21 protein-coding genes are annotated in these 25534 nt (G+C 62.2%); 16 read left to right on the top strand and 5 right to left on the bottom strand.

Annotated elements, in window-relative coordinates; genetic code table 11:
- Nucleotides 1-77 precede the first annotated feature (77 nt).
- The 7 genes from OZ911_RS04540 (at nucleotide 78) to OZ911_RS04510 (ending at nucleotide 8955) form a co-directional block, all read left to right on the top strand.
- Nucleotides 78-1670, top strand: coding sequence for an ABC transporter substrate-binding protein (locus OZ911_RS04540; RefSeq protein WP_023048010.1), 1593 nt, complete (start codon nucleotides 78-80; stop codon nucleotides 1668-1670).
- A gap of 228 nt (nucleotides 1671-1898) precedes the next feature.
- Entirely contained in the window at nucleotides 1899-3278 is a 1380-nt protein-coding gene (locus tag OZ911_RS04535) for an OprD family porin (RefSeq protein WP_023048009.1), read from the top strand.
- Nucleotides 3279-3358: 80 nt separating this feature from the next.
- Nucleotides 3359-4969, top strand: a complete 1611-nt coding sequence (locus tag OZ911_RS04530) for an ABC transporter substrate-binding protein (RefSeq protein ID WP_023048008.1) — start codon at nucleotides 3359-3361, stop codon at nucleotides 4967-4969.
- A gap of 91 nt (nucleotides 4970-5060) precedes the next feature.
- Entirely contained in the window at nucleotides 5061-6071 is a 1011-nt protein-coding gene (locus OZ911_RS04525; protein ID WP_016485006.1) for an ABC transporter permease subunit, read from the top strand.
- A gap of 10 nt (nucleotides 6072-6081) precedes the next feature.
- Nucleotides 6082-7008: an ABC transporter permease subunit gene (locus tag OZ911_RS04520; protein WP_023048007.1), complete on the top strand. Its 927-nt coding sequence runs from the start codon at nucleotides 6082-6084 to the stop codon at nucleotides 7006-7008.
- Nucleotides 7009-7018: 10 nt separating this feature from the next.
- Entirely contained in the window at nucleotides 7019-7987 is a 969-nt protein-coding gene (locus tag OZ911_RS04515) for an ABC transporter ATP-binding protein (RefSeq protein WP_070086796.1), read from the top strand.
- Entirely contained in the window at nucleotides 7987-8955 is a 969-nt protein-coding gene (locus tag OZ911_RS04510; RefSeq protein WP_016485003.1) for a peptide ABC transporter ATP-binding protein, read from the top strand. Before OZ911_RS04515 ends, OZ911_RS04510 begins: the two co-directional genes overlap by 1 nt.
- Nucleotides 8956-9178: 223 nt before the next feature.
- Here OZ911_RS04510 and OZ911_RS04505 read toward each other — a convergent pair whose 3' ends face one another.
- Nucleotides 9179-10078, bottom strand: coding sequence for a hypothetical protein (locus tag OZ911_RS04505; RefSeq protein WP_023048006.1), 900 nt, complete (start codon nucleotides 10076-10078; stop codon nucleotides 9179-9181).
- Nucleotides 10079-10289: 211 nt separating this feature from the next.
- On the opposite strand from OZ911_RS04505, the gene OZ911_RS04500 reads away from it, so the two are divergent.
- The 4 genes from OZ911_RS04500 to OZ911_RS04485 all read left to right on the top strand — a co-directional run bounded on the left by OZ911_RS04500 (nucleotide 10290) and on the right by OZ911_RS04485 (nucleotide 14068).
- On the top strand, nucleotides 10290-11090 hold the full coding sequence (locus OZ911_RS04500) for a helix-turn-helix domain-containing protein (RefSeq protein WP_024717618.1): 801 nt from the start codon (nucleotides 10290-10292) through the stop codon (nucleotides 11088-11090).
- Between the two features lie 64 nt (nucleotides 11091-11154).
- Nucleotides 11155-12561: an NAD(P)/FAD-dependent oxidoreductase gene (locus OZ911_RS04495; protein ID WP_070086797.1), complete on the top strand. Its 1407-nt coding sequence runs from the start codon at nucleotides 11155-11157 to the stop codon at nucleotides 12559-12561.
- 33 nt (nucleotides 12562-12594) lie between these two features.
- Complete coding sequence (locus OZ911_RS04490) at nucleotides 12595-12936, top strand: cupin domain-containing protein (protein WP_016484999.1); 342 nt, start codon at nucleotides 12595-12597, stop codon at nucleotides 12934-12936.
- Between the two features lie 52 nt (nucleotides 12937-12988).
- Nucleotides 12989-14068, top strand: a complete 1080-nt coding sequence (locus OZ911_RS04485; RefSeq protein WP_031311967.1) for a polyamine ABC transporter substrate-binding protein — start codon at nucleotides 12989-12991, stop codon at nucleotides 14066-14068.
- A gap of 34 nt (nucleotides 14069-14102) precedes the next feature.
- Here the strand turns inward: OZ911_RS04485 and OZ911_RS04480 are convergent, their stop codons facing one another.
- A complete protein-coding gene (locus OZ911_RS04480) occupies nucleotides 14103-15686 on the bottom strand; it encodes a peptide chain release factor 3 (RefSeq protein ID WP_016484997.1) in 1584 nt (527 codons plus the stop codon).
- A gap of 557 nt (nucleotides 15687-16243) precedes the next feature.
- Between OZ911_RS04480 and OZ911_RS04475 the strand changes: the two genes are divergently transcribed.
- The 4 genes from OZ911_RS04475 to OZ911_RS04460 are packed head-to-tail and all read left to right on the top strand — an operon-like array spanning nucleotide 16244 to nucleotide 19689.
- Complete coding sequence (locus tag OZ911_RS04475; RefSeq protein ID WP_016484996.1) at nucleotides 16244-16963, top strand: ABC transporter permease; 720 nt, start codon at nucleotides 16244-16246, stop codon at nucleotides 16961-16963.
- Between the two features lie 7 nt (nucleotides 16964-16970).
- Entirely contained in the window at nucleotides 16971-17885 is a 915-nt protein-coding gene (locus tag OZ911_RS04470; RefSeq protein WP_016484995.1) for a glycine betaine ABC transporter substrate-binding protein, read from the top strand.
- On the top strand, nucleotides 17882-18535 hold the full coding sequence (locus OZ911_RS04465; RefSeq protein WP_016484994.1) for an ABC transporter permease: 654 nt from the start codon (nucleotides 17882-17884) through the stop codon (nucleotides 18533-18535). The genes OZ911_RS04470 and OZ911_RS04465 overlap by 4 nt, the downstream gene beginning before the upstream one ends.
- Nucleotides 18532-19689, top strand: coding sequence for an osmoprotectant ABC transporter ATP-binding protein OsmV (locus OZ911_RS04460; protein WP_016484993.1), 1158 nt, complete (start codon nucleotides 18532-18534; stop codon nucleotides 19687-19689). The genes OZ911_RS04465 and OZ911_RS04460 overlap by 4 nt, the downstream gene beginning before the upstream one ends.
- A gap of 141 nt (nucleotides 19690-19830) precedes the next feature.
- Here OZ911_RS04460 and OZ911_RS04455 read toward each other — a convergent pair whose 3' ends face one another.
- From OZ911_RS04455 to OZ911_RS04445, 3 genes are all read right to left on the bottom strand, one after another.
- On the bottom strand, nucleotides 19831-22260 hold the full coding sequence (locus OZ911_RS04455) for a TonB-dependent siderophore receptor (RefSeq protein ID WP_023047859.1): 2430 nt from the start codon (nucleotides 22258-22260) through the stop codon (nucleotides 19831-19833).
- A gap of 107 nt (nucleotides 22261-22367) precedes the next feature.
- On the bottom strand, nucleotides 22368-23330 hold the full coding sequence (locus OZ911_RS04450) for a FecR family protein (RefSeq protein WP_031311966.1): 963 nt from the start codon (nucleotides 23328-23330) through the stop codon (nucleotides 22368-22370).
- A 20-nt stretch (nucleotides 23331-23350) separates the two neighbouring features.
- Entirely contained in the window at nucleotides 23351-23848 is a 498-nt protein-coding gene (locus OZ911_RS04445) for a sigma-70 family RNA polymerase sigma factor (protein WP_016484990.1), read from the bottom strand.
- Between the two features lie 494 nt (nucleotides 23849-24342).
- Here OZ911_RS04445 and OZ911_RS04440 point away from each other — a divergent pair, with 494 nt between their 5' ends.
- The gene (locus OZ911_RS04440; protein ID WP_012270610.1) at nucleotides 24343-25506 is read left to right on the top strand and encodes a type III PLP-dependent enzyme; all 1164 of its coding nucleotides are present in this window, start codon (nucleotides 24343-24345) and stop codon (nucleotides 25504-25506) included.
- Nucleotides 25507-25534: the final 28 nt, after the last annotated feature.

Genomic DNA, 25534 nt, shown 5'->3' with positions numbered 1-25534 from the left:
TATCCGCTGCGGGGTGGGCGAACTGTTGCCGCCATTCGCACCCCGAGGCGGCGCAAACAGCTGAAAAAGGACTTGCCATGCGTCACGCGACCCGTCTTTCAACCTTGCTGGCCCTGGGCCTGATGAGCCAATCCCCGGCCCTGTTGGCGAACAACCTGGTGTTTTGCTCCGAGGGCAGCCCCGCCGGCCTCGACACCGCCCAGTACACCAGCGCCACCGACAACGACGCCGCCGAGCCGATCTACAACCGCCTGGTCGAGTTCGAGCGTGGTGGTACTGCCGTGCACCCTGCCCTGGCAACCCGCTGGGAAGTATCCGACGATGGCTTGCGCTATACCTTCCACCTGCGTGAAGGGGTGAAGTTCCACAGCAACAAGGCCTTCTCCCCAAGCCGCGATTTCAACGCCGACGATGTGCTGTTCACCTTCAACCGCATGCTCGACAAAGGCCACCCGTTCCGCCAGGCCTACCCTACCGAGTTTCCTTACTTCATCAGCATGGGCCTGGACAAGAACATCGCCCATGTCGAGAAAATCGACCCGCTGACTGTGGCATTCACCCTGAACACGGTCGATGCCGCGTTCATCCAGAACCTGGCCATGAGCTTCGCCTCCATCCTCTCCGCCGAATACGCCGGGCAACTGATGGCCAGCGCAAGACCGAGCGACATCAACCAGCAGCCCATCGGCACCGGGCCGTTCGTGTTCCAGCGTTATCAGAAGGATTCGCAGATCCGCTACAAAGGCAACAAGGAGTATTGGGCGCCGGATGAGGTGAAAATCGACAACCTGGTGTTCTCGATCAACATCGACCCTTCGGTACGCATCCAGAAACTGCGCCGCAACGAATGCCAGGTCACCCTGCACCCTCGCCCGGCCGACCTGCCAGCGCTCAAGGCCGACAGCTCGCTGCGGGTATTGCAGCAACCAGGCTTCAACCTCGGCTACATCGCCTACAACACCCAGCACCCACCGTTCGACCGGCTGGAGGTGCGCCAGGCGATGGACATGGCTGTGAACAAGAAGGCCATACTCCAGGCGGTGTATCAGGATTCCGGCCAACTGGCAGTCAACGCCATGCCACCGACCCAGTGGTCCTATGACGAAAGCCTCAAAGACGCGCCCTACGACCCGCAAAAGGCCAGGCAGCTGCTGCAGCAGGCCGGCGTCAAACCTGGCACCGAAGTCACCCTTTGGGCCATGCCGGTGCAACGCCCTTACAACCCCAACGCCAAGCTGATGGCCGAAATGCTCCAGGCAGACTGGAACAAACTCGGGTTCAAGGTGCGCATCGTCAGTTACGAATGGGGCGAGTACCTCAAGCGCATGAAAAGCGGCGAGCACGACATCGCCCTGATTGGCTGGACCGGCGACAACGGTGACCCGGACAACTGGCTAGGCACCCTCTACAGCTGCGATGCCATCGGCAGCAACAACTACTCGCTGTGGTGCGACCCGCAGTACGACAGCCTGGTCAAGCAGGCCAAGCAGGTCACAGACCAACCGCAGCGCAGTGCGCTGTACCGGCAGGCCCAGCAACGGCTCAAACAGCAGGTGCCGATTACGCCGGTGGCGCATTCCACAGTTAACCAGCCGCTCAGCATCAAGGTTTCTGAGTTCAAGGTCAGCCCGTTTGGGCGCAATGATTTTTCCGGTGTGAGTGTTGATTAAGCGTTAGCCAATACCGGCCTCTTCGCGGGCAAGCCCGCTCCCGCAGGATCTCTACAGGTTCGGACCTTGCGCCCTATCTGTGGGAGCGGGCTTGCCCGCCAAAAGGCCAGCACAGGCAACACAACTCCCCCTTTTAGCCCGGCGACCCCGGGCAACTCTGGCAACACCGCAGCAAAAAACCCGGCCCACAAGGCCGGCAATAACTAGAAAGCAATGGGAGCTTCAACCTTGAAAGTACCAACCCTGAGCGCACTGGCCTTATCCATCAGTGCATTTTCCACCGTGGCCCAGGCCGATCCGCAAAGCCAGGACTACATTCCGCTCACCCTCAAAGGCAGCAGCGCGCAGGCGCAAGCCAGCGGCTTCATCGACGGCCAGAGCCTGTCCGGCAGCACCCGCAACTGGTACGCCCGCGAACGCGCTGCACGCGCCCCGCTGTGGAAGTACTACAAGAGCGACGGCACCCGCCACCCCACCCACAGCCGGGAAAACTGGCTGCAGGGCACCATCCTCAACTACAGCTCCGGTTTCACCCAAGGCACCGTGGGTTTCGCTGTCGAGGCCGCTGGCTATAACGCCATCGCCCTGCAGCAGAGCCGCGAAGCGATTGCCGGCCCCAACAACCGCACCCTCACCCACAGCGATGGCGACCCCGTCGGCCAGTGGAGCAAACTGGGCCTGGGCAACATCAAGGCGCGCGTGTCCAACACCACCCTTACCCTTGGCCGCCAGTCGGTGGACACGCCCATGATCGCCTACATCGGCAACCGCGCCCTGCCATCGAGCTTCCAGGGCGCGTTCCTGCACAGCGCCGAGTTCGACAACCTGAGCCTCGATCTGGGCACTTTCGACCGCGTTTCGCCACGCACCGAACAAAGCCTTAGCAAGTTTCGCAGCGAATACGGCGCCACCGGCGTGGAAACCGACCGCGCCAGCACTGCCGGCATCAATTACCAGCCGTTCAAAAGCCTGAGTACCAGCCTGTATGCCACCCAGGTAGACGACTTCTGGAACCAGTACTACTTCGGCGCCAACCACGTGCTCGGCGACAGCGCAGTGCTCAGCCTGAGCACCGGCCTTAACTACTACAAGACCGTCGATGCCGGCAGCCAGAAAATGGGCAAGATCGACAACGACACCTACAGCCTGTCGCTCGGCCTGACCCACCAGGCCCATACCCTCAGCGCCTCGTGGCAGCAGGTGAACGGCAACGAATACTTCGACTACCTGCACGAAACCAACGGCATCTACCTGGCCAACTCGTTGTTGTCGGACTTCAACGGCCCCAACGAGAAGTCGCTGCAGCTTTCCTATGTATTGAACATGGCGCCCTACGGCGTGCCAGGGCTGAAGTTCAACCTGTACAACGCACGCGGCTGGGGCATTGACGGCACTCACTACCGCGGCACCGCCTACGACGTGAATGGCCTGAACGGCGAAACCCACTACGAGTGGGGCATCGGCACCAGCTACGCGGTGCAGAGCGGGCCGCTGAGAGACACCAGCATCCGCGCGACCTACACCACCCACCGCGCCAGCAAGGCACAGGGTGACGGCAGCCTGGACGAGTTCCGGGTGGTTACCACCATTCCATTCAACATTCTTTGACCGCTGGCGCCACGGCCCCCTTCGCAGCGGGCCGTGGCGGCTACGCTGGAATCAATGCAAAAGCAGGGAGTGTTCAACCCATGCAGAGAGCTTTCATCAAATCGCTACCGTTACGCCTTGCCCTCGCCACGCTGGTGCTGGGCAGCGCAACGCAGCTGGCAGCCAAACCGCTGGTGGTCTGTACCGAGGCCAGCCCGGAAGGGTTCGACGTTGTCCAGTACACCACCGCGGTCACACTTGATGCGACGTCCGAGACACTGTTCAACCGCCTGGTCGACTTCAAACCAGGCACCACCGACGTCCAGCCGGCCCTGGCCGAGCGCTGGGACATTTCGCCAGACGGGCTGACCTACACCTTCCATCTGCGCCAAGGGGTGAAGTTCCACACCACCGACTACTTCGAGCCGACCCGCGACTTCAACGCCGACGATGTGTTGTGGAGCCTCAACCGCCAGCTTGACCCGCACCACCCGTGGCACGACAAAACCAGCGTCGGCTACCCGTATTTTGAAAGCATGGCCTTCAAGCAGCTGCTCAAATCGGTGATCAAGACCGACGACCACACCGTGGTGATCACCCTGGCCCGGCCGGAAGCACCGTTCCTGCATGACATGGCCATGGGCTTCACCTCGATCTACTCCGCCGAGTACGGTGACCAGTTGCTCAGGGCCGGTAAAACCGCCGAGCTGAACAGCAAGCCGGTCGGTACCGGCCCGTTCATCTTCCAGCGTTACAACAAGGATGCGCAGGTCCGCTTCAAACCCAACCCAGACTACTTCCGCGGCAAACCGCCGGCCGACGCGCTGGTGTTCGCCATCGCCACCGACAGCAACGTGCGCCTGCAGAAGCTGCGCGCCAACGAATGCCAGGTCGCGTTGTACCCCAAGCCGGATGACGTGCCATCGATCAAGGCCGACCCGAAACTCAAGGTCGCCGAAATCGAAGCGCTTGTCACCGGCTACATCGCCATGAATACCGAGCACAAATACCTCAGCGATGTACGCGTGCGCAAAGCCATCAATATGGCGTTCGATCGGCAGACTCATGTCGACCAGCTGTTCGGCAAAGGCAACGCGCTGGTGGGTGTGAACCCCTACCCACCGACCATGCCTGGCTTCAACACCGCCAACCAGAACCCGCCCCGCGACCTCGCAAAGGCACGCGCCCTGCTCAAGGAAGCTGGCGTACCGGAAGGCACGGTGATCACACTGTTTACCCGCAACGGCGGTGGCATGACCAACCCTAACCCGCGCCTGTCGGCCGAGATGCTGCAGGCCGACCTGAAGCAGATCGGCCTGCTGCTGGATATCCGCGTGATGGAATGGGCCGAAATGCTGCGCCGTGCAAAAAATGGCGAGGCCGACCTCGTGTCCACCGGCTGGGCTGGCGACAACGGCGACCCCGACAACTTCCTCACCCCGCTGCTCAGTTGCGACGCCGCCAAAACCGGCGAGAACTACGCCCGCTGGTGCAACTCGAAATTCCAGGAGCTGATCACCCGTGCCCGCGAGGTGGTCGACAACGACGAGCGCGCAAGGCTCTATAGCGACGCATTGAAGGTGTACGATGACGACCAACCCTGGATCAGCATGGCCCATCCAAAGATGTTCACCGCCATGCGTGACAACGTGGAGGGCTACGTGATCAGCCCTCTGACCAACAATAACTTCGCCACCACCAAGGTGAAGTAGAACAACAACGACCGCCGGCAACCCACACGGGGACCGGCGGCATTGCCGTACCGGGCTGATCGCCCCGCGGCCTGATGAGGTAACCCCGACAATGTTGAGTTTTATTGCCCGGCGCCTTGGCCTGCTGATACCGACCTTTTTCGGCATCACCTTGCTGACCTTTGCGCTCATACGCCTGATCCCCGGCGACCCGGTGGAAGTCATGATGGGCGAGCGCAGGGTCGATCCCGAAATGCACGCCCAGGCCATGGAGCGCCTGGGCCTGAACAAGCCACTGCCGGTCCAGTACCTGGACTATGTCGGCAAGCTGGCCCAGGGTGACCTCGGCGAATCGCTGCGCACCCGCGAAAGCGTGTGGACCGAGTTTCTCACCCTGTTCCCGGCCACCCTGGAGCTGGCCTTCGCCGCCCTGCTGTTCGCCGGTATCGTCGGCCTGCTGGCCGGGGTGATCGCCGCGCTCAAGCGCGGTTCATTGTTCGACCACGGGGTGATGGGCATTTCCCTGGCCGGCTACTCGATGCCGATCTTCTGGTGGGGCCTGATCCTGATCATGTTCTTCTCGGTGAGCCTGGGCTGGACCCCAGTGTCCGGGCGCATCGACCTGCTCTACGACATTGAGCCGAAAACCGGCTTCATGCTCATCGATACCCTGCTCAGCGACGAAGAAGGCGCCTTCAAGGACGCGGTGATGCACCTGATCCTGCCGGCCATCGTGCTGGGTACCATCCCGCTGGCAGTCATCGCCCGCATGACCCGTTCGTCGATGCTTGAAGTACTGCGCGAAGACTACATCCGCACCGCCCGCGCCAAAGGCCTGTCGCCGGCCCGCGTGGTGTTCGTGCACGGCCTGCGCAATGCCTTGATTCCGGTGCTGACCGTGTTCGGCCTGCAGGTCGGCACGCTGCTGGCCGGTGCGGTGCTGACCGAAACCATCTTTTCCTGGCCGGGCATCGGCAAGTGGCTGATCGAAGCCATCGGTGCCCGTGACTACCCCGTGGTCCAGAACGGCATCCTGTTGATCGCCTGCCTGGTAATCCTGGTCAACTTCGTCGTGGACATCCTCTACGGCCTGGCCAACCCACGCATCCGTCATCAGCGCTGAGGCCTTCGCCATGACTAGCCCGATTGCAAAATCCTTGTCGCCGGCCAGCCCGGTGGACCAGAGCCTGCTCTACCCCTCGCCGTACAAAGAATTCTGGCAAGCCTTTGCGCGCAACAAAGGCGCAGTGATGGGCCTGGCCTTCATGTGCCTGGTGGTGTTCTGTGCACTGTTCGCGCCGTGGGTCGCCCCGCATGACCCGAGCGAGCAGTACCGCGACTTCCTGCTGACCCCGCCGGTATGGCTGGAAGGCGGCACCTGGCAGTTCATCCTCGGCACCGACGAACTGGGCCGCGACCTGCTTTCGCGCCTGATACAGGGGGCGCGGCTGTCGCTGCTGATCGGCCTGTCGTCGGTGGTGATGTCGCTGATCCCGGGCATCCTGCTGGGCCTGCTGGCCGGCTTCTTCCCGCACATCCTCGGCCCATCGATCATGCGCCTGATGGATGTGATGCTGGCCCTGCCCTCCCTGCTGCTGGCCGTGGCCATCGTCGCCATCCTCGGCCCAGGCCTGATCAACACGGTAATCGCCATCGCCATCGTCTCACTGCCCTCCTACGTGCGCCTGACCCGGGCTGCGGTAATGGTTGAACTGAACCGCGACTACGTCACCGCCGCACGCCTGGCGGGTGCCGGGCTGCCACGGCTGATGTTCGTCACCGTGCTGCCCAACTGCATGGCGCCACTGATCGTGCAGGCTACCCTCAGCTTCTCTTCAGCGATCCTCGATGCTGCCGCGTTGGGCTTCCTGGGCCTGGGCGTGCAACCACCCACCCCGGAGTGGGGCACCATGCTGGCTTCGGCCCGTGACTATATCGAGCGCGCCTGGTGGGTGGTGAGCCTGCCCGGCCTGACCATTCTGCTCAGTGTGCTGGCAATCAACCTGATGGGCGACGGCCTGCGCGATGCGCTGGACCCGAAACTCAAGAACGCCGCCTGAGGAGAACGCCATGTCACTGTTGCAGATCAACAACCTGAACGTGCGCTTCGGCGACGCCAATGCCGTACCTGTCGTCGATGGCCTGGACCTGTCGGTGGAGGCTGGCGAGATCCTGGCCATCGTCGGCGAATCCGGCTCGGGCAAATCCGTGACCATGATGGCCTTGATGGGCCTGATCGACGCCCCCGGGCGCATCACCGCCGATGCCCTCCGTTTCGACGGCACCGACATGCTCAAGCTCAGCGGCCGCCAGCGGCGCAAGGTGGTGGGCAAGGACATCGCCATGGTCTTCCAGGACCCGATGACCGCCCTCAACCCCAGCTATACCGTGGGCTACCAGATCGAAGAAGTGCTGCGCCAGCACCTGGGCCTGACGGGCAAGGCCGCGCGCCAGCGTGCCCTTGAGCTGTTGAAAAAGGTCGAGATCCCAGCTGCGCAAAGCCGCCTGGATGCCTATCCGCATCAGCTGTCTGGCGGCATGAGCCAGCGTGTGGCGATTGCCATGGCCATTGCCGGCGAGCCCAAGCTGCTGATCGCCGACGAGCCGACCACCGCACTGGACGTGACCATCCAGGCGCAGATCATGGAGCTGCTGGTCAACCTGCAGAAGGAGCGCAACATGGCGCTCATCCTGATCACCCACGACCTCGCCGTGGTCGCCGAAACGGCCAAGCGGGTATGCGTGATGTACGCAGGCGAAGCCGTCGAGGTGGGCCAGGTGCCGACGCTGTTCGACGTGCCCGCCCACCCCTACAGCGAAGCCCTGCTGGCGGCGATCCCCGAGCACAGCATCGGCGCCGAGCGCCTGGCCACCCTGCCTGGCATCGTCCCTGGCCGCTACGACCGCCCCGTCGGCTGCCTGTTGTCGCCGCGCTGCCCCTATGTGCAGGACAACTGTCGGCGCCAGCGCCCTCCCCTCGATCCCCAGGCTCACAGCCTGGTGCGTTGTTTCTACCCGTTGAACCAGGAGGTGGCGTGATGGCCGTCGTTCTATCTGCGCGCGAGCTTACCCGGCATTACGAAGTCTCCCGCGGCCTGTTCAAAGGGCACGCCCTGGTCCGTGCGCTGAATGGCGTATCGTTCGAACTGGAAGCCGGCAAGACCCTGGCGGTGGTCGGCGAGTCGGGCTGCGGCAAGTCCACCCTGGCCCGCGCCCTGACCCTGATCGAAGAGCCGTCGTCCGGCTCGCTGCAAATTGCCGGCACCGAGGTGAACGGCGCCAGCAAGGCTGAGCGCAAGCAACTGCGGCGCGACGTGCAGATGGTGTTCCAGAGCCCCTACGCCTCGCTCAACCCACGGCAGAAAATTGGTGACCAGCTGGCCGAGCCGCTGCTGATCAACACCTCGCTGAGCAAAGCCGAACGGCGCGAGAAAGTGCAAAAAATGATGGAGCAGGTGGGCCTGCGCCCCGAGCATTACCAGCGCTATCCACATATGTTCTCTGGTGGCCAGCGCCAGCGTATCGCCTTGGCCCGAGCGATGATGCTGCAGCCAAAAGTGCTGGTGGCGGACGAGCCGACCTCGGCATTGGATGTGTCGATCCAGGCGCAGGTACTGAACCTGTTCATGGATTTGCAGAAGGAGTTCAACACCGCCTACGTGTTCATCTCGCACAACCTGGCGGTGGTGCGGCATGTGGCCGATCACGTACTGGTGATGTACCTGGGGCGACCGGCAGAGATGGGGCCGAAAACGGATATTTACGAGCGGCCGCTGCATCCCTATACCCAGGCGCTGCTGTCGGCAACACCTGCCATTCACCCGGATCCGCTGAAGCCGAAGATCCGCATTGTCGGGGAGCTGCCCAACCCGTTGAACCCGCCAGATGGGTGTGCGTTTCACAAGCGCTGCCCGTATGCGACGGAACGCTGTGCCAAGGAGGTGCCGGCGTTGCGGCAGGTGAGTAGCCGGCAGGTGGCTTGCCACTATGCCGAGCAGTTCCTGTAGATGACCGGGGGCGCTCTGCGCCCCATTCGCAGCACAAGGCTGCTCCTGCAAGGGACCGCGATAACAGGGGATATCGCGGTCGTCTGTAGGAGCAGCCTTGTGCTGCGAATGGGCCGCAAAGCGGCCCTCTCGGTCAATGCATGAAAATGGCAATCAGGATGATGACCGGGATCGGTACACCAAGCATCCAGAGCAGTATCGAGCGCATGTCAGTTCTCCTTGCTTAACGTTGAATGGTGCGATGGGCTACGTATTCACCTTCCAGCCACTGCACCTGGTCACGGCGGCGACCACCGTAGAGCGCTGCAAGGCTGGCGAAGAAGGCGCCACACAGCAGCGCGACGAAGGTCCACAGCGCTGTCCAGGCAGCGACCTTGGCGGCGGTATCAGCGGCTTGCTTGGCCTTCAGCTTCAGCTGTTGCACCTGGCCCATCACCTGATCGACACGGGCTTCGGCTTCGGCCTGGGTCAAGCGCGTACGCTGGGCCACCAGCTGCGCCAGGTAGGTACGGTCTTCGGCAGGCAGCGCACCATCGCTGGCAATGCCTTTGGCCAGGATGCGTGCGGCCACGCCATTGGCTGCATCCTCGCTGACCGGCGCCGGGCCATCCCCACGGAACAGGCTATCGACGAAATAGCCCATCGAATCGTTCTTGTCACCGGACGCCGCGGCACCACCGGCAGCGGCCGATACGGTAGCCGCCTGCGAAGCTGCACTGGCACCAGCGCCCACCAGGTTGCCCGCAGCACCCAGCACCAACATGGCAGCCACCAGAGTTGCTACGGCCCAGGACAGGAAACCATGCGCGGTATCGCGGAAATACACTTCATCGCCATGCAGGTTGGCCCATTTCACCCGCAGCCGGCCGGCAATGTAGCCACCCAGGCCCGAAGCGATGATCTGCGTCAGCAGCAGCCATACGATGGTGGAAATGCCCAAGGCTTTTGCACTCGCCCCCTCGTCTGCCCAAGGTGAAGTGGCTGCAAAGCCAAGCCCTGCACCAAGGACCACCAGGATCAGAGACAAGGCAGCTGCAGTAGCGGCGCCAGCGAAGATCGCAGCCCAGGAAACACCTGAGCGGCTTTGTGAATCGACAGCGGGATAGTCGGCAGGGGTGATCATGATGTTTTCGCCTTAAGTGGTTAGCGACAAGTCCATTCGCGCAGTAACCTTTGCAGCGGCTGTGCCAGTTGTGACAAAAAATTAACCCATTGAAAAACAATGAGTTGGAAAAACGGATTAATTTTGAATCGTGCAAATTGCGCGACTGGGCCCTGTGCATCAGGTGTTCTGCATTCTTGTCGCAAACTTGGCGACGAGGCATCATTCACCCATGACGCTCCCTGATGGCCCTGCCCACACCCCGATTACCGCAGACACGGTGCTGCGCTATCACCTGTGCTGGAAGCACCGCGATCTAGACGGCGTGATGGCGCTCTACCACCCTGACATCCAGTACCACGACTTCTTCCAGAACCGCGTGCTCGGCTACCAGGAGCTGCGCGACTACGTCCGCGCCTGCCTGCCCCATGAGGCCGGCGAAGACATCGTCCACAGCGACCGCATCCGCGTCGACGGCTGCACAGCGTTCATCCAGTACCAGGTCACGGTCCAGGGCGGTGACGGCCTGGTAGCGTTCAAGTCCAGCGAAGCGATCACCGTCAAGGACGGGCTTATCTGGCAGGTCAACGAATACGCCACGCTGGTCCGCCACAACGGCACCCGCCACGCCAGCGCAGGCCCGCGCCCGGCAACCAGTCGCCTGGGCCTGTCACCCCGGCAGTTGTCGACCATGGCCCAGGACCTGGAGCACTACTTCCAGCGCAAGCGCCCCTACCTGGACGCAGAACTGAACCTGCAGCAAGTCGCCGACGCCAGTGGCTACAGCCGCAACCAGATTTCCTACCTGCTGAACCAGGTGCTGGGGCAAAGCTTCTACCGCTACGTCAACCAGGCCCGCCTGCAGCACCTGATGGCCAGCCTTGACGATGACAGCGTCGAAGCGACGATCGATGAGCTGGCCTTCAGCGCCGGCTTCAACTCGCTGTCGGCGTTCTACAAGTGCTTCCGTGAACACACCGGGTTCACACCCAAGGCTTACCTGAAGCAATTTTCCCTGCGTGCACGCACGTAAGACAGCGGCCGGCCCACATCACTAGGATCACCCACAGACCTTGACGGATGTGGAGTCGAACCCGATGCAACCCCTGCGCACGATAAGCCTGTGGATGGACCAGCTCGACGAGCCACTGTGCGCCCGCCCGGCCCTGCGCGAAGACCTGCACGCGGATGTGTGCATTATCGGCGCCGGCTACACAGGCCTGTGGACCGCCTACTACCTCAAGCGCCAGGCGCCACAGCAGAACATCGTGGTCATCGACGCCAACATTGCCGGTTTCGGCGCCTCTGGGCGCAATGGCGGCTGGCTGATGGGCAACCTGTTGGGCGAAGACCGCTTGCTGGCCACCCTGTCGCCCCAACAGCGCCGCGCCAGCATCGACCTGCTGCACGGCATACCCGATGAAGTACACGCCGTGCTGCAGCGCGAAGGCATCGACTGCGACTACCGCAAAGGGGGTGTGCTGTACTGCGCGGCACGCTACCCGGAGCAGGAGCGCAGCCTGCGCGCCTACCTCGACGACCTGTATCGCCAAGGCATGACCGAGGATGACTACCGCTGGCTACGCCCCGAGCAGTTGGGCAGCCAGCTGCGGGTCAGCAATGCGTTTGGCGCCATCTACAGCCCGCACACCGCAACCATCCAGCCGGCCAAGCTGGTGCGCGGCCTGGCGCGCGCGGTCGAAGCGCTGGGTGTGCCGATCTACGAAAACACCCCTGCAATCGATTGGCAGCCCGGCGAAGTGCGCACCCCGCTGGCACGCATTCGCTGCCAGTGGATGGTGCCCGCTGTTGAAGGCTATGCGGCCAGCCTGCCGCCGCTGGGCAAGCACCAGTTGCCTGTGCAGAGCTTGCTGGTGGCCACCGAACCGCTGCCGGAGGCCACCTGGGAGCAGATCGGCCTGAGCCAGGGCCAAGCCTTCAGCGAGAGCAGCAGGCAGGTCACCTACGGCCAGCGTACTGCCGATAACCGCCTGGTATTCGGCGCACGCGGTGGTTACCGTTTCGGTGGCCGCCTGCGCGAAAACTTCAACCTCCAAGCGCACGAAATCGAACTGCGCCGCTACCTGTTCAGCGAGCTGTTCCCCCAGCTCAAGCATGTGCGCATCACTCACTCCTGGGGCGGCAACCTGGGCATGGCGCGGCGCTTCCGCCCGCACATGCTCTGCGACCGCCAGCGCGGCATTGCCCTGGCCGGTGGCTACGGTGGCGAAGGCGTCGGTGCCACCAACCTGGGCGGGCGCACCCTGGCCGCGCTGATCCTTAACCAGCACAACGAACTGACGGCACAACCTTGGGTACTGGACAACCGCCCGGTTTCGAGCCTGGCCAGCTGGCCGCCCGAGCCCTGCCGCTGGCTGGGCTACAACGCGATCATCCAAAGCTTCGTCCACGAGGACCGCACCCTCGCCAACCCCGCCAGCGCGCCGTGGAGGCGGCGCCTGGCCAGCTCGCTTGCGGACTTCATGGAAGGCTTCATGCACTGACTTCCCTTATCAACTGCACAGGATCCACCGGTCATGAGCATCACCCAGTTCAAGAACACCGACAGCGCTGTGCTCGACAGCTCCAACCCGGTCGCGGTGCCACTTGGCGACCCCGTGGCTGTAACGTCTGTCACCTGCGTGGAGCGCAGTGATGGCGTCGAGACCGGCATCTGGGAGTGCACCCCCGGGCGCTGGCGGCGGCAGATCGTGCAACAGGAGTTCTGCCATTTCATCAAGGGCCGCTGCACCTTCACCCCTGACGGTGGCGAACCCCTGGTCATAGAAGCCGGAGACGCATTGATGCTACCGGCCAACAGCACAGGCACCTGGGACATCCAGGAGACCGTGCGCAAGACCTACGTACTTATCTTCTGATCCGCTGATCGCCTGCCTTCGATAACAACAGACAAAGCAAGGTAAACCCGACATGCGCACGCTCCTTCTCGCTCCTCTGATGCTGGCCGCCAGTGTGGCCAACGCCGCCGAAACGGTGAAAATCTACAACTGGTCCAGCTACGTCGCCCCCGACACGCTGAAGAACTTCCAGCAAGCCAGTGGCATCGTGCCCACCTACGATGTGTACGACAGCAACGAAACCCTCGACGGCAAGCTGATGACCGGCAACTCCGGCTACGATGTGGTGTTCCCCTCCAACCACTTCATGGCACGGCAGATCCAGGGCAAGGCCCTGAAGAAGCTGGACAAGTCGCAGCTGCCCAACTGGCAAAACCTCAACCCGGTGCTGCTCAAGGCACTGGAGGTAAACGACCCCGGCAACCAGTACGGCTTCCCGTACCTGTGGGGCAGTACCGGCATTGGCTACAACATCGACAAGGTCAAGGCGGTGCTCGGCGACAACGCGCCGGTGGATTCGTGGGACCTGATCTTCAAGCCCGAGTACATGAGCAAGCTGAAAAGCTGTGGCGTCGCCGTGCTGGACAACGGCCCCGAACTGCTGCCGATTGCCCTGCACTACCTGGGCCTGCCGCACCACAGCCAGAACCCGGCGGACTACGAAAAGGCCAAGGCCCTGCTGATGCAGGTGCGGCCGTACATCAGCTACTTCCATTCGTCCAAGTACACCGGCGACCTGGCCAATGGCGATATCTGTGTGGTGGTGGGCTTCTCGGGGGATGTGCTGCAAGCGAAAAACCGTGCCGAAGAAGCGAACAACGGGGTGAAGGTGGGCTACTCGATACCCAAGGAAGGCGCGCCCATGTGGTTTGACATGGTGGCCATGCCGGCCGATGCGCCGGACGAAAAAGCCGGGTATGCCTACATGAACTATCTGCTGCAACCAGAGGTGATGGCCAACATCAGCAACCATGTGCAGTACGCCAACGGTAACCTGAAGGCGGACGGGCTGGTGGAGCCGGCAATGAAGGGCAATACGATGATTTACCCGAGCGAAGACATGATGGGTAAATTGTATGCGCTGGAAGCGATGCCAGCGAAGATCGACCGCATTCGCACCCGGATCTGGACCAGTATCAAAGCCGGAAATTGAAATGGGGCCGCCTAGCGGCCCCCGATTTCAGGCCTTAATGGTGTTCGCGGGTCGCGCGGAATTTCACATCCGGCCAGCGCTCTTCCATCAGCGCCAGGTTGACCCGGGTCGGCGCCAGGTAGGTCAGGTGCCCGCCACCGTCGATAGCCAGGTTTTCCATGGCCTTGGTCTGGAATTCCTCGAGCTTCTTCTTGTCGTCACAGCTGATCCAGCGCGCCGACCACACGGTGATCGGCTCGTAGGCGCATTCGACTTTGTACTCTTCCTTCAGGCGGCTGGCGACCACATCGAACTGCAGCACACCCACCGCACCGAGGATGATGTCGTTGCTGCGCTCGGGGAAGAACACCTGGGTCGCGCCTTCTTCGGCCAGCTGCTGCAGGCCCTGGCGAAGCTGCTTGGACTTGAGCGGGTCCTTCAGGCGCACGCGGCGGAACAGTTCCGGGGCAAAGTGCGGAATCCCCGTGAAGCCCAGCGCCTCACCTTCGGTGAAGGTGTCGCCAATCTGGATGGTACCGTGGTTGTGCAGGCCGATGATGTCGCCGGCAAAGGCCTCATCCAGCTGCTCGCGCTCAGAGGAGAAGAAGGTCAGCGCATCACCGATGCGCAGGTCCTTGCCGGTACGCACGTGGCGCATCTTCATGCCCTTTTCGTACTTGCCCGAACAGATGCGCATGAAGGCGATACGGTCACGGTGTTTCGGGTCCATGTTCGCCTGGATCTTGAACACGAAACCTGTGAACTTTTCTTCCACCGGCTCCACGGTACGCTCGTGGGCGACCCGGGCCAGCGGCCGCGGCGCCCAGTCGACTACGGCATCGAGCACATGGTCGACACCGAAGTTGCCCAGCGCCGTACCAAAGAACACGGGCGTCAGTTGGCCGTTGATGAATTCGTCCTGGTCGAACTCATGGCATGCACCCTGTACCAGCTCAAGCTGCTCGAGGAAGCGATCATATTCGTCACCCAGGTGCGCGCGGGCTTCATCGGAGTCGAGCTTCTCGATGATCTTCACCTCGGTACGCTCATGGCCGTGGCCCGGGGTGTAGACAATGATGTAGTCACCGCGCAGGTGGTACACGCCCTTGAAGTCGCGGTAGCAACCAATCGGCCAGGTGATCGGCGCAGCCTTGATCTTCAGAACCGCTTCGATCTCGTCGAGCAGTTCGATCGGGTCGCGGATGTCACGGTCGAGTTTGTTGATAAAGCTGACAATGGGCGTATCACGCAGGCGGCAGACGTCCATCAGGGCGATGGTACGCGGCTCTACACCTTTACCGCCGTCGAGCACCATCAGCGCCGAGTCCACCGCGGTCAGGGTGCGGTAGGTGTCTTCCGAGAAGTCTTCGTGGCCGGGGGTGTCGAGCAGGTTGATCATGTGCTCGCGGTACGGGAACTGCATCACCGAGGTGGTAATCGAGATGCCGCGCTGCTTCTCCATTTCCATCCAGTCGGAAGTGGCGTGGCGGTCGGACTTGCGCGACTTCACGGTACCGGCGACGGCAATGGCCTTACCCATCAGCAGCAGCTTCTCGGTGATGGTGGTCTTACCGGCGTCGGGGTGGGAAATGATTGCGAAAGTGCGGCGCTTCGCGACTTCGGCGGCCTGGTTGGTCATGGGAAATCGCCTGACTGGGGGATTCAAAAAGGGGCGATATCATACCTGAAGTTGGGCTGGGACCAAAATCTGCTGAATCAGCGGCAGTTGCGCCGGCGTCTCGCGGGTGAACCCGCTCCCACAATGACCTGCGCTGTTTTCAAGCCTTGCGCAGACCTGTGGGAGCGGGCTTGCCGGCGACAGGGCCAGCCCAATGGCAAAAAAAACATCTGGCAATCGCTTTATCGCGACAAATGGCCAAAGCGCAGTTATTTCAACGCCTGCAGCGCATTAAGCTGCTGTTTTTTCTCGCCAAAATTCCTGACACCCAGTGATTAACGCTGGCCAAATGCCGCCTCAAATGGGAACCTTTACGCCCACGGAGACGTCCATTCCCCTGCAACCCGCTTCGGTTGGGGACTGGTTTCATCAGCATTTTCGGGCCCGACGGGGTTCGGCTCATGGCCTGATCGCAGCCTTCGGCGTGCGTCACGCTGCTACTCGCGAACACACCAACCGCCGCCAGGACTGGCCGGCAAAAAAGAAGTGTGCTCGCCGACAACACAAGGAGTCCGCCTGTGGCTAAACGCTACGGTAAAGGGCTGTTGGGATGCGCCACCGTGCTCGTCATCCTGGCCCTGCTGGTCCACTGGATCGGCATCGACACGATCGCGCGTTACCGCGACGATCTTGGGTTCTACCTGCAAGCGCACCTGGTTCTGGTGCTGGCTTCGATGGCGGCGGCGCTGGCCGTGGGCATCCCGGCTGGCATTGCCCTCAGTCGACCGCACCGGGTCGACAAAGCCGAACGCTTCATGCAATTTTTCAACGTTGGCAACACCATCCCTCCCCTGGCCGTTCTGGCCATCGCGCTCAGTATCCTGGGCATAGGCGCCGGGCCTGCGATCTTCGCGCTGTTCCTCGCCTCCCTCCTGCCCATCGTGCGCAACACCTACGAGGGCCTGAAAAACGTCCCCGCCTCGCTCAAGGAAGCCGCTACCGGCATCGGCATGACCCCGCGCCAGCAACTCTGGCAGGTGGAGCTACCGAATGCCGTGCCGATCATCGTCGGGGGTGTACGTGTGGCCCTGGCATTGAACGTGGGCACCGCGCCACTGGCATTCCTGATCGGCGCCAACAGCCTGGGCAGCCTGATCTTCCCCGGCATCGCCCTGAACAACCAGCCACAGCTGCTGCTGGGTGCCGCCTGCACCGCACTGCTGGCGCTGGTGCTGGACGCGGCGGTGAGTTTCTCCAGCAAGCGCTGGCTGGAACGTGGCCTGGCCCAACAAGGATAGGGAACCTATGAACAAGAGAATCGCCTTGCTGCTGGGCGCGGCCCTGCTGTTCGCAGGATTTGCCCAGGCAGCGGAAAAACCGCTGGTGCGCATCGGCGCGCGGGTGTTCACCGAGCAGACTGTGCTCGCCGAAATCACTGCGCAATACCTGCGCGCCAATGGCTTTGACGTGCGCGTCACCACCGGCCTTGGCAGTAACATCGCGCGCCAGGCCCAGGAAACCGGTCAGCTTGATCTGATGTGGGAATACACCGGTGTTTCGCTGGTGTCTTACAACCACATCGACGAGCGCATGCCCAGTGCCGAAGCCACCTTCGCCAGGGTCAAAGAGCTGGATGCAAAGAAGGACCTGATCTGGCTGACCCCGTCGAAGTTCAGCAACACCTACGCACTGGGCCTGCCCAAGCAAGTGGCCGACGCCTACCCGCAGGTCAACACCATCAGCGACCTCAACCAGGTACTGCGTGACGAAAGCCCGCGCAACCACCTGGTGGCGCTGGACACCGAGTTCGCCAACCGTCCCGACGGCCTGGTTGGCCTGCGCGAGATGTACGGCTTGCCGCTGGACCGGCGCAACATCCGCCAGATGGACGGTGGCCTGGTGTACACCGCCATGCGCAATAACCAGGTGTTCGCCGGTTTGGTGTACACCACCGATGGCCGCCTGAGTGCGTTCAACCTCAAGCTGCTGGAAGACGACAAGCACTACTTCCCCGACTACACCGCCGCGCCTGTGGTGCGCAAAGCCGTGCTCGACGCCAACCCGCAACTGGCCGCCCTGCTCAAGCCACTGGCCGAGCAACTGGACGACGAAACCATGCGCCAGCTCAACGCCAAGGTTGACGTCCAGCACCAGAACCCGAGCACCGTGGCCGCCACCTTCCTGCGCGAGCACCCACTGAACAGCGAGGGCCAGCCATGAACCTGATCGATACCTTCAGCCACCTGGACTGGGCCCAGGTGCTGCAACTGACCTGGCAGCACATCATGCTGGTGGGCGTTGCAGTGAGCCTGGCCATCCTCGTCGGCGTACCGTTGGGCATCTTGATGACCCGCTTCCCGGCTGTTGCCGGGCCGCTGCAAGCCAGCGCCACGGTGCTGCTTACCATCCCGTCGATTGCCCTGTTCGGCCTGCTGCTGCCGTTCTACTCCAAGTTCGGCCAAGGCCTGGGTCCACTACCCGCGATCACTGCAGTGTTCCTGTACTCGCTGCTGCCGATCATGCGAAATACCTACCTGGCCCTGACCAATGTCGAGCCCGGTATCCGGGAAGCCGCACGCGGCATTGGCATGACCTTCGGCCAACGCCTGCGCATGGTCGAGCTGCCTATCGCGGTACCGGTAATCCTCGCCGGTGTACGCACTGCCGTAGTCATGAACATCGGCGTTATGACCATTGCCGCCACCATCGGCGCCGGCGGCCTGGGCGTACTCATTCTTACCTCCATCAGCCGCAGCGACATGTCGATGCTGCTGGTCGGCGCCGTACTGGTCAGCCTGCTGGCGATCATCGCCGACCTGCTGCTGCAAACCCTGCAACGTGCCCTGACTCCAGAAGGACTGCGCTCATGATCGAACTGAAGAACCTCAGCAAAACCTTCAACGTCAACGGCAAGGACGTCAAAGCCGTCGACTCGGTGAACCTCACCGTCAATGAAGGCGAAATCTGCGTGTTCCTCGGCCCCTCGGGCTGCGGCAAGAGCACCACGCTGAAAATGATCAACCGCCTGATCACCCCTACCTCCGGCCAGGTGTTCATCAACGGCGAAGACACTACCGGGCTGGACGAGGTCACCCTGCGCCGCCGCATTGGTTACGTGATCCAGCAGATTGGCCTGTTCCCCAACATGACCATCGAGGAGAACATCACCGTGGTCCCGCGCCTGCTCGGCTGGGACAAGCAAAAGTGCCACGAGCGGGCGCGTGAGCTGATGCACATGATCAAGCTCGAACCCAAGCAGTACCTGCAGCGCTACCCGCGCGAGCTGTCCGGTGGCCAGCAGCAGCGGATCGGCGTGATCCGTGCCTTGGCGGCCGAAGCACCGGTATTGCTGATGGACGAGCCGTTCGGCGCGGTCGACCCGATCAACCGCGAAATGATCCAGAACGAGTTCTTCGAGATGCAGCGGGCGCTGAACAAGACCGTGATCATGGTCAGCCACGACATTGACGAGGCCATCAAGCTGGGCGACAAGATTGCCATCTTCCGCGCCGGCAAACTGTTGCAGCTGGACCACCCCGACACCTTGCTGGCGCACCCGGCGGACGACTTCGTGAGCAACTTCGTTGGCCAGGACAGCACCCTCAAACGCCTGCTGCTGGTACGCGCCGAGGATGCAGCGGACAACGCGCCATCGGTGAGCCCGGAAACGCCCGTGAGCGATGCGCTCGAGCTGCTGGATGAGCACGACCGCCGCTATGTCGTGGTGACCGATGCACAGAACAAGGCACTGGGCTATGTGCGCCGACGTGACATGCACCGCCAGCAAGGGACGTGTGGCGACTTCCTGCGTTCGTTCAATGCCACGGCGTCGCACGATGAACATTTGCGCATCCTGCTGTCGCGCATGTACGAGTTCAACCGGGCGTGGTTGCCGGTGCTGGATGCCGAGCAGGTGTTTTTGGGCGAGGTGACGCAGGAGTCGATTGCGGCGTACCTGAGTTCGGGCAGATCGCGCGGGGCCAAGACCAGCATCGTCTCGCCAGCCGAAGCGGTGGTTTCGTAGAAAGCCGGGGGGCGCTTCGCGCCCCATTCGCGGGACAAGCCCGCTCCCACAGGTACGGCGCAAGCCTTGAGACTGACACTGTACCTGTGGGAGCGGGCTTGTCCCGCGAATGGGGCGCAACGCGGCCCCAGCAATCTCCAGTCAGAACCCTACGCTGGCCTGCACATAAAAGGTCCGCGGCTCACCTACATAGAGGCCGGCGTTGTTGTCGCTGGAGCGGGTGAAATACTGCTTGTCGAACAGGTTCTTCACCCCCGCCGCCAGCTTCAGGTTGGACATCTCTGGCCCGAACTCATACCCGCCACGGGCATGCCAGGTCACGTAACCCGGGATATCACCATACTGCCCATCCGCACTCGGCTCGGTGATGTAGTCGCCGTTGAAGCTGCCATCGGCATTGATCCCGGTCCCCGGTGCGCGCTGCCTGGATTGGGCATAGGCGTCCAGGTTCCAGGTCCAGCGGTTAACCGCGTAACGCACGCCGGCGGTGGCCACCTGACGTGAATAGAACGGTAGGTCACGGCCCTTGAAGCCCGGGATTTCACCTTCATACGTGGCCCGGGTAAAGGTGTAACCACCATTCACCGAAAGCCCTTCCAGGCGCGGGTCCAGCCCAGCCAGGTCATAACGCAACGAAGCCTCGATACCCTGGTGCTTGGTCGCCCCGAGGTTGGTCCAGCCTACGTCGTTGCTGATGTACTGCAGTTCGTCATCAAAGTCGATGTAGAACGCGGTCAGTTCACCCGCGAAACCGCCATTGTCATAACGCGTGCCGATTTCGTAGGTCTTGGCCTTTTCCGGCTCCAGGCCATTGGCCGTGCTGTTGCCAGTACCGCCTTGGCCCAGCTGGAAGTACTGCAAACTCCCGAACGAGGTTTCGTAGTTGGCGAACACTTTCCACGCGTCGGAGATGTGGTACATCACGCTCAGGGCCGGCAGTGGCTCGTTACTGGTGATGCTGCGCTTCTTCTCCGCCACCGGGCGGTTGTTGGCATCCAGCACCGGGCGGTCGCGCCAGTCAGTATTGATGTGCTCGAAGCGGATGCCCGGCGTGATGGTCCAGTTGCCCACATCGATCTTGTCGTCGATGTAGTACGCGCTGGCCTCCGTGCCGCCGCTGCGGTCCTGGAACACATGGCCGTCAGAGGTCGGGGTCACGGTCGGCACGTTGTCGATCAGCGCCAGGCGGGTCGACTGTTCGCGCATCGCTTCCTTCAGGTAGCGATAGCCCACGCTGACTTCCTGAGTGGTGGGGCCGGCAAAGAAGATGCGCGACACCCGTGGCTCGATGGCGAAGGTGTGGTAGTTGCGCGGGTAAGAGGACAGGGTCTTCATGTCACGCGAGGCGATGGCGCTGCCGCGGAAGCTGTCGGTGTAATACGTCAGTACTTCGAACTGGGTGGCATCGTCGAGCTGGCGTTGCCACTTGAACGACACATCCTTGCGCCTGCCGGCGAAGTAGTCGTAGTCGCGCAGCGACTGATAAGGGTTGCTGTCGTACTGCGCCTGGGTCAGGCCGCCGGGCATGTCGGCACGGCCATCGTAATAATGGAAGTTGAGCCAGAACTCATCGACATCGGTGGGCGCCCAGTGGGTCTTGAGGATGACGTCGTCGATGTCGTTGCCATTATTGCTTTCACGGTAACCGTTGCCGTTCACCCCGGTGTACAGCAGCGCCACGCCCATGCCGTTGTCCGCCGTGCCGCCGACGAAGGCCGACTCGGTGTGCTTCCAGCCGCCGTGCTGGGAGGTTTCAAGGGTGGTGGACAGTTCCGCCGAGGCCTTTTCCGGAATCGCCCGGGTGACGAAATTGATCACCCCACCCACGTTCTGCGGGCCATAGCGCACCGAACCGGCACCACGCACCACATCGATGCTGTCCAGGTTGCCTGAGGAAATCGGCGCCATCGACAGCTGTGGCTGGCCATACGGCGCGAAGGCGGCCGGGATGCCGTCGATCAATACGGTGGAGCGTGGCGACAGGCGCGAGGTGAGGCCGCGTACGCCCACGTTCAGCGACAGGTCGCTGCCGCCGGTGCCGTTGGAGTCCTGCACCTGTACACCCGGGATGCCACGCAGTACGTCGCGCACGCTCATCGCGCCCTGCTCAACCATTGCCTCGCGGCGCACCACGGTGCGGGCGCCGGGGTGGTTCTGCACCACGCTTTGCTGGGCATCGCCCAACCAGTCACCGACCACCTTGATGTCGGTGGGCGCCAGCTCCAGGCTGCCGCTGCCCAGGTCGAGGGCCGTCGGCAGCGGCTTTACCACCACGGTGTCCTGGGACATCTCGAAGGTCAGCCCGCTGCCTTGCAGCAACTGTTGCAACGCCTGCACCGGCGCCAGGTTGCCGGACACCGCCGGGGCCTGTTTGCCCGCCACCAGCTCGGGGCTGAAGAACAGCTGCAGGTTGGTTTGCTGGCCGAGCTGGTTCAGTGCCGAACCCAGCGGTTGGGCCTGGATCTGGAGGGTTTTGCCCGCCTCTGCGGCCTGGCTGTTGACAGTCACGGCGCTGACCGCCAAGGCCAGCGACAGGGCGCGCAAGCGTACTAAAGGCTTGTTGTTGTTCACGTCGTCGAAACTTCCTGAATGCGGAATAAACGCCAACTGCATGCAAATGGAAATGCTTGGCAGTTGCAGCTGGCGAGGAAGACGAACGAGCGAAAAAAAACCTGAATCTATTTCGCGATTATTTCGCGGGAGCCATCTTCATGGGCCTTGATGGCCACCGGCAGGATGCTCGGCAAGGCCCGCAACAGTGCGTCGGTGTCGTCGGTGCTGAAGGTACTCGAAAGGCGCATCTGGGCGACTTTACCGGGGGCAACGCGCAACGGCTGGCTACGGTAGCGCGATGCTTCGGCCACCACTTCGGCGAGGGTGGCGTTGTCGAACACCAGCTTGCCCTGGCGCCACGCTGTGACGGCAGCCGTATTGACTGCGTAGGGGGCGGTCACCGCGCCTTGTGCATCTATGTGCGAACCCTGGCCAGCCGCAAGCTGCGCCAGGGCGGCGCCCTTGCCCTGCACACGCACCGAACCCTGCTCTACCGCGACACGGGTACTGGCCGGGTCCAGACGCACATCAAAGCGGGTACCGGTCACGGTCACACGGCCTTGAGCTGTGTCCACCACAAACGGCCTGGCACTGTCGTGGGCGACGCTGAACATCACCTCGCCGGCATTCAGGCGGATATGCCGCTGGCCAGCGCTGAACTCGACCTGCAACTGTGTACTGCCATTGAGCTCCAGTTGCGAGCCATCCGGCAATTCGACCTGGCGGCGCTCATTGAAGGCAGTCTGCACGCTGGCTTGGTGATTCAGTTGTTGATAGTGCCAGCCGCCCCAGCCCAGCCCCAGTGCCAACACCGCCACACTGGCGGCCAGGGCCTGACGCATGAAACGCCGACGTGGCAACTGCTGCACCGGGTCCGGTTGGCACAACGCTTCAAGGCGTTGGCGTGGAATGAAGTTGGCGGCCTGCCACACACGGCTGAGGTGCTGGTACTCCTGACGGTGGCGCTCGTCGCTGGCCAACCAGGCGCGCAACTGTTTTTGCAGCCCGGCATCCCGAGGCGCATCCTGCACGCGGGCAAACCATGCGGCCGCCTGCTCGCGGACGGTATCAGTACCGTGCTGTTTCATCGAAAAGGTCTCCTGACGCTTCATGCCGACACATCCAGGTGCTCACGCAAATGCCGGAGCGTGCGGATCATATACTTTTCGACCATGTTCTTGCTCAACCCCATGCGCTCGGCGATCTCGGCCTGGGTCAGGCCCTCGAGCTTCTGCCAGATGAACACCTGGCGGCAGTTCAGCGGTAACTCGGCCAGCGCCCGCTCGACGCTGTCGGCCAGTTCCAGCGCATGCACATAGGCCTCCGGGTCATCGCTGCCGGTGGTGCCATTGTCGATGGCTTCCAGCGCCAGCGCCTGGCGGCGGTCTTCGCGGCGCAAGCCATCTACGGCCAGGTTGCGTGCGGTCTGGTGCAGGTAGGCGCGCGGCTGCTCGACCTGCTCGCGCGGGTTTTCCAATACCCGGACAAAGGCATCGTGGGCGAGGTCCTCGGCCTGCTGACGACTGCGCAGTTTGCGCGTCCAGGTGCCGATCAGCTCATGATAATGATCGAGGAAGCCTTTGTGTCCGGACACGGTCTGGGTCATCAGGGAGGCGGATAAGGGTGCGAATAGTAATGTTTCGCATCAAAACCAGCAAATCCGCCAGTCGGTAACAAAAAATTTATGGAGGATTTCCTGTACGTGGGTACCAGGAAAATGTGGCCATAAATATGAACACCTGAGGCCCATTGGCAGGTGAACCCGCGCCTGCAGGCATTCCACAATCCCTATGGAAGCGGCTTCACCCGCCAAAGCGCCAATACGGTGTATTCCACAATATTTAACGCTTGAAACATCGCAGGGAACATCAGCCGGTCACACGAGTCGGTTATTCACATGGCTGGTCGTCGAGCCAGGTCGATCACGCCCGGATTGCCTGTTGATTCTGCATTCTTCACGCCCTAAAGTGCGCGCCGAACGTCCATGCTGGAAACGATCCATCCGGCTCAAGTACTGAGTAGGCGAACCAAAGTGGGGATACGGAGGACGTTCAGTTTGCAGCCACTTAAATTTTCAGTTTGCCCATGGAGTCCCTGAGCATGTCGATCCAGGTCGAAGATTATTTCGCGCGTGACACGTTCCAGAAAATGAAGGCGTTCGCCGACAAGCAGGAAACCCCGTTCGTACTCATCGATACCCAGATGATCAGCCAGGCCTATGACGACCTGCGTGCGGGCTTCGAGTTCGCCAAGGTCTACTACGCCGTCAAGGCCAACCCTGCCGTCGAAATCATCGACCTGCTCAAAGAGAAAGGTTCGAGCTTCGACATCGCCTCGATCTACGAGCTGGACAAGGTGATGGACCGCGGCGTCAGCGCTGACCGCATCAGCTACGGCAACACCATCAAGAAGTCCAAGGACATCCGCTACTTCTACGAGAAGGGCGTGCGCCTGTACGCCACCGACTCGGAAGCCGACCTGCGCAATATTGCCAAGGCCGCACCGGGTTCGAAAGTGTACGTGCGTATCCTGACTGAAGGCTCCACCACTGCCGACTGGCCACTGTCCCGTAAATTCGGCTGCCAGACCGACATGGCCATGGACCTGCTGATCCTCGCGCGTGACCTGGGCCTGGTGCCTTACGGCATCTCCTTCCACGTGGGCTCGCAGCAGCGCGACATCAGCGTGTGGGACGCCGCCATCGCCAAGGTCAAAGTGATCTTCGAGCGCCTGAAGGAAGAAGACGGCATCGAGCTGAAGCTGATCAACATGGGTGGCGGCTTCCCGGCCAACTACATCACCCGTACCAACAGCCTGGAAACCTACGCCGAAGAAATCATCCGCTTCCTCAAGGAAGACTTTGGTGACGAGCTGCCGGAAATCATCCTGGAGCCAGGCCGTTCGCTGATTGCCAACGCCGGTATCCTGGTCAGCGAAGTGGTGCTGGTGGCGCGCAAATCGCGCACTGCCGTCGAGCGCTGGATCTACACCGACGTGGGCAAGTTTTCTGGCCTGATCGAAACCATGGACGAAGCCATCAAGTTCCCGATCTGGACCGAAAAGAAAGGCGAAGCCGAAGAAGTCGTCATCGCCGGCCCGACCTGCGACAGTGCCGACATCATGTACGAAAACTACAAATACGGCCTGCCGCTGAACCTGGCCATCGGTGACCGCCTGTACTGGCTGTCGACCGGTGCCTACACCACCAGCTACAGCGCGGTGGAATTCAACGGCTTCCCGCCGCTGAAGGCTTACTACCTGTAATGCACAACGGGGCCGCAAGGCCCCGTTC

This window comes from Pseudomonas fortuita (assembly GCF_026898135.2).
Lineage (GTDB): Bacteria > Pseudomonadota > Gammaproteobacteria > Pseudomonadales > Pseudomonadaceae > Aquipseudomonas > Aquipseudomonas fortuita.
The sequence above is the reverse complement of the archived record's forward strand: the minus strand, read 5'-3'. Positions and strand labels throughout refer to the sequence as shown.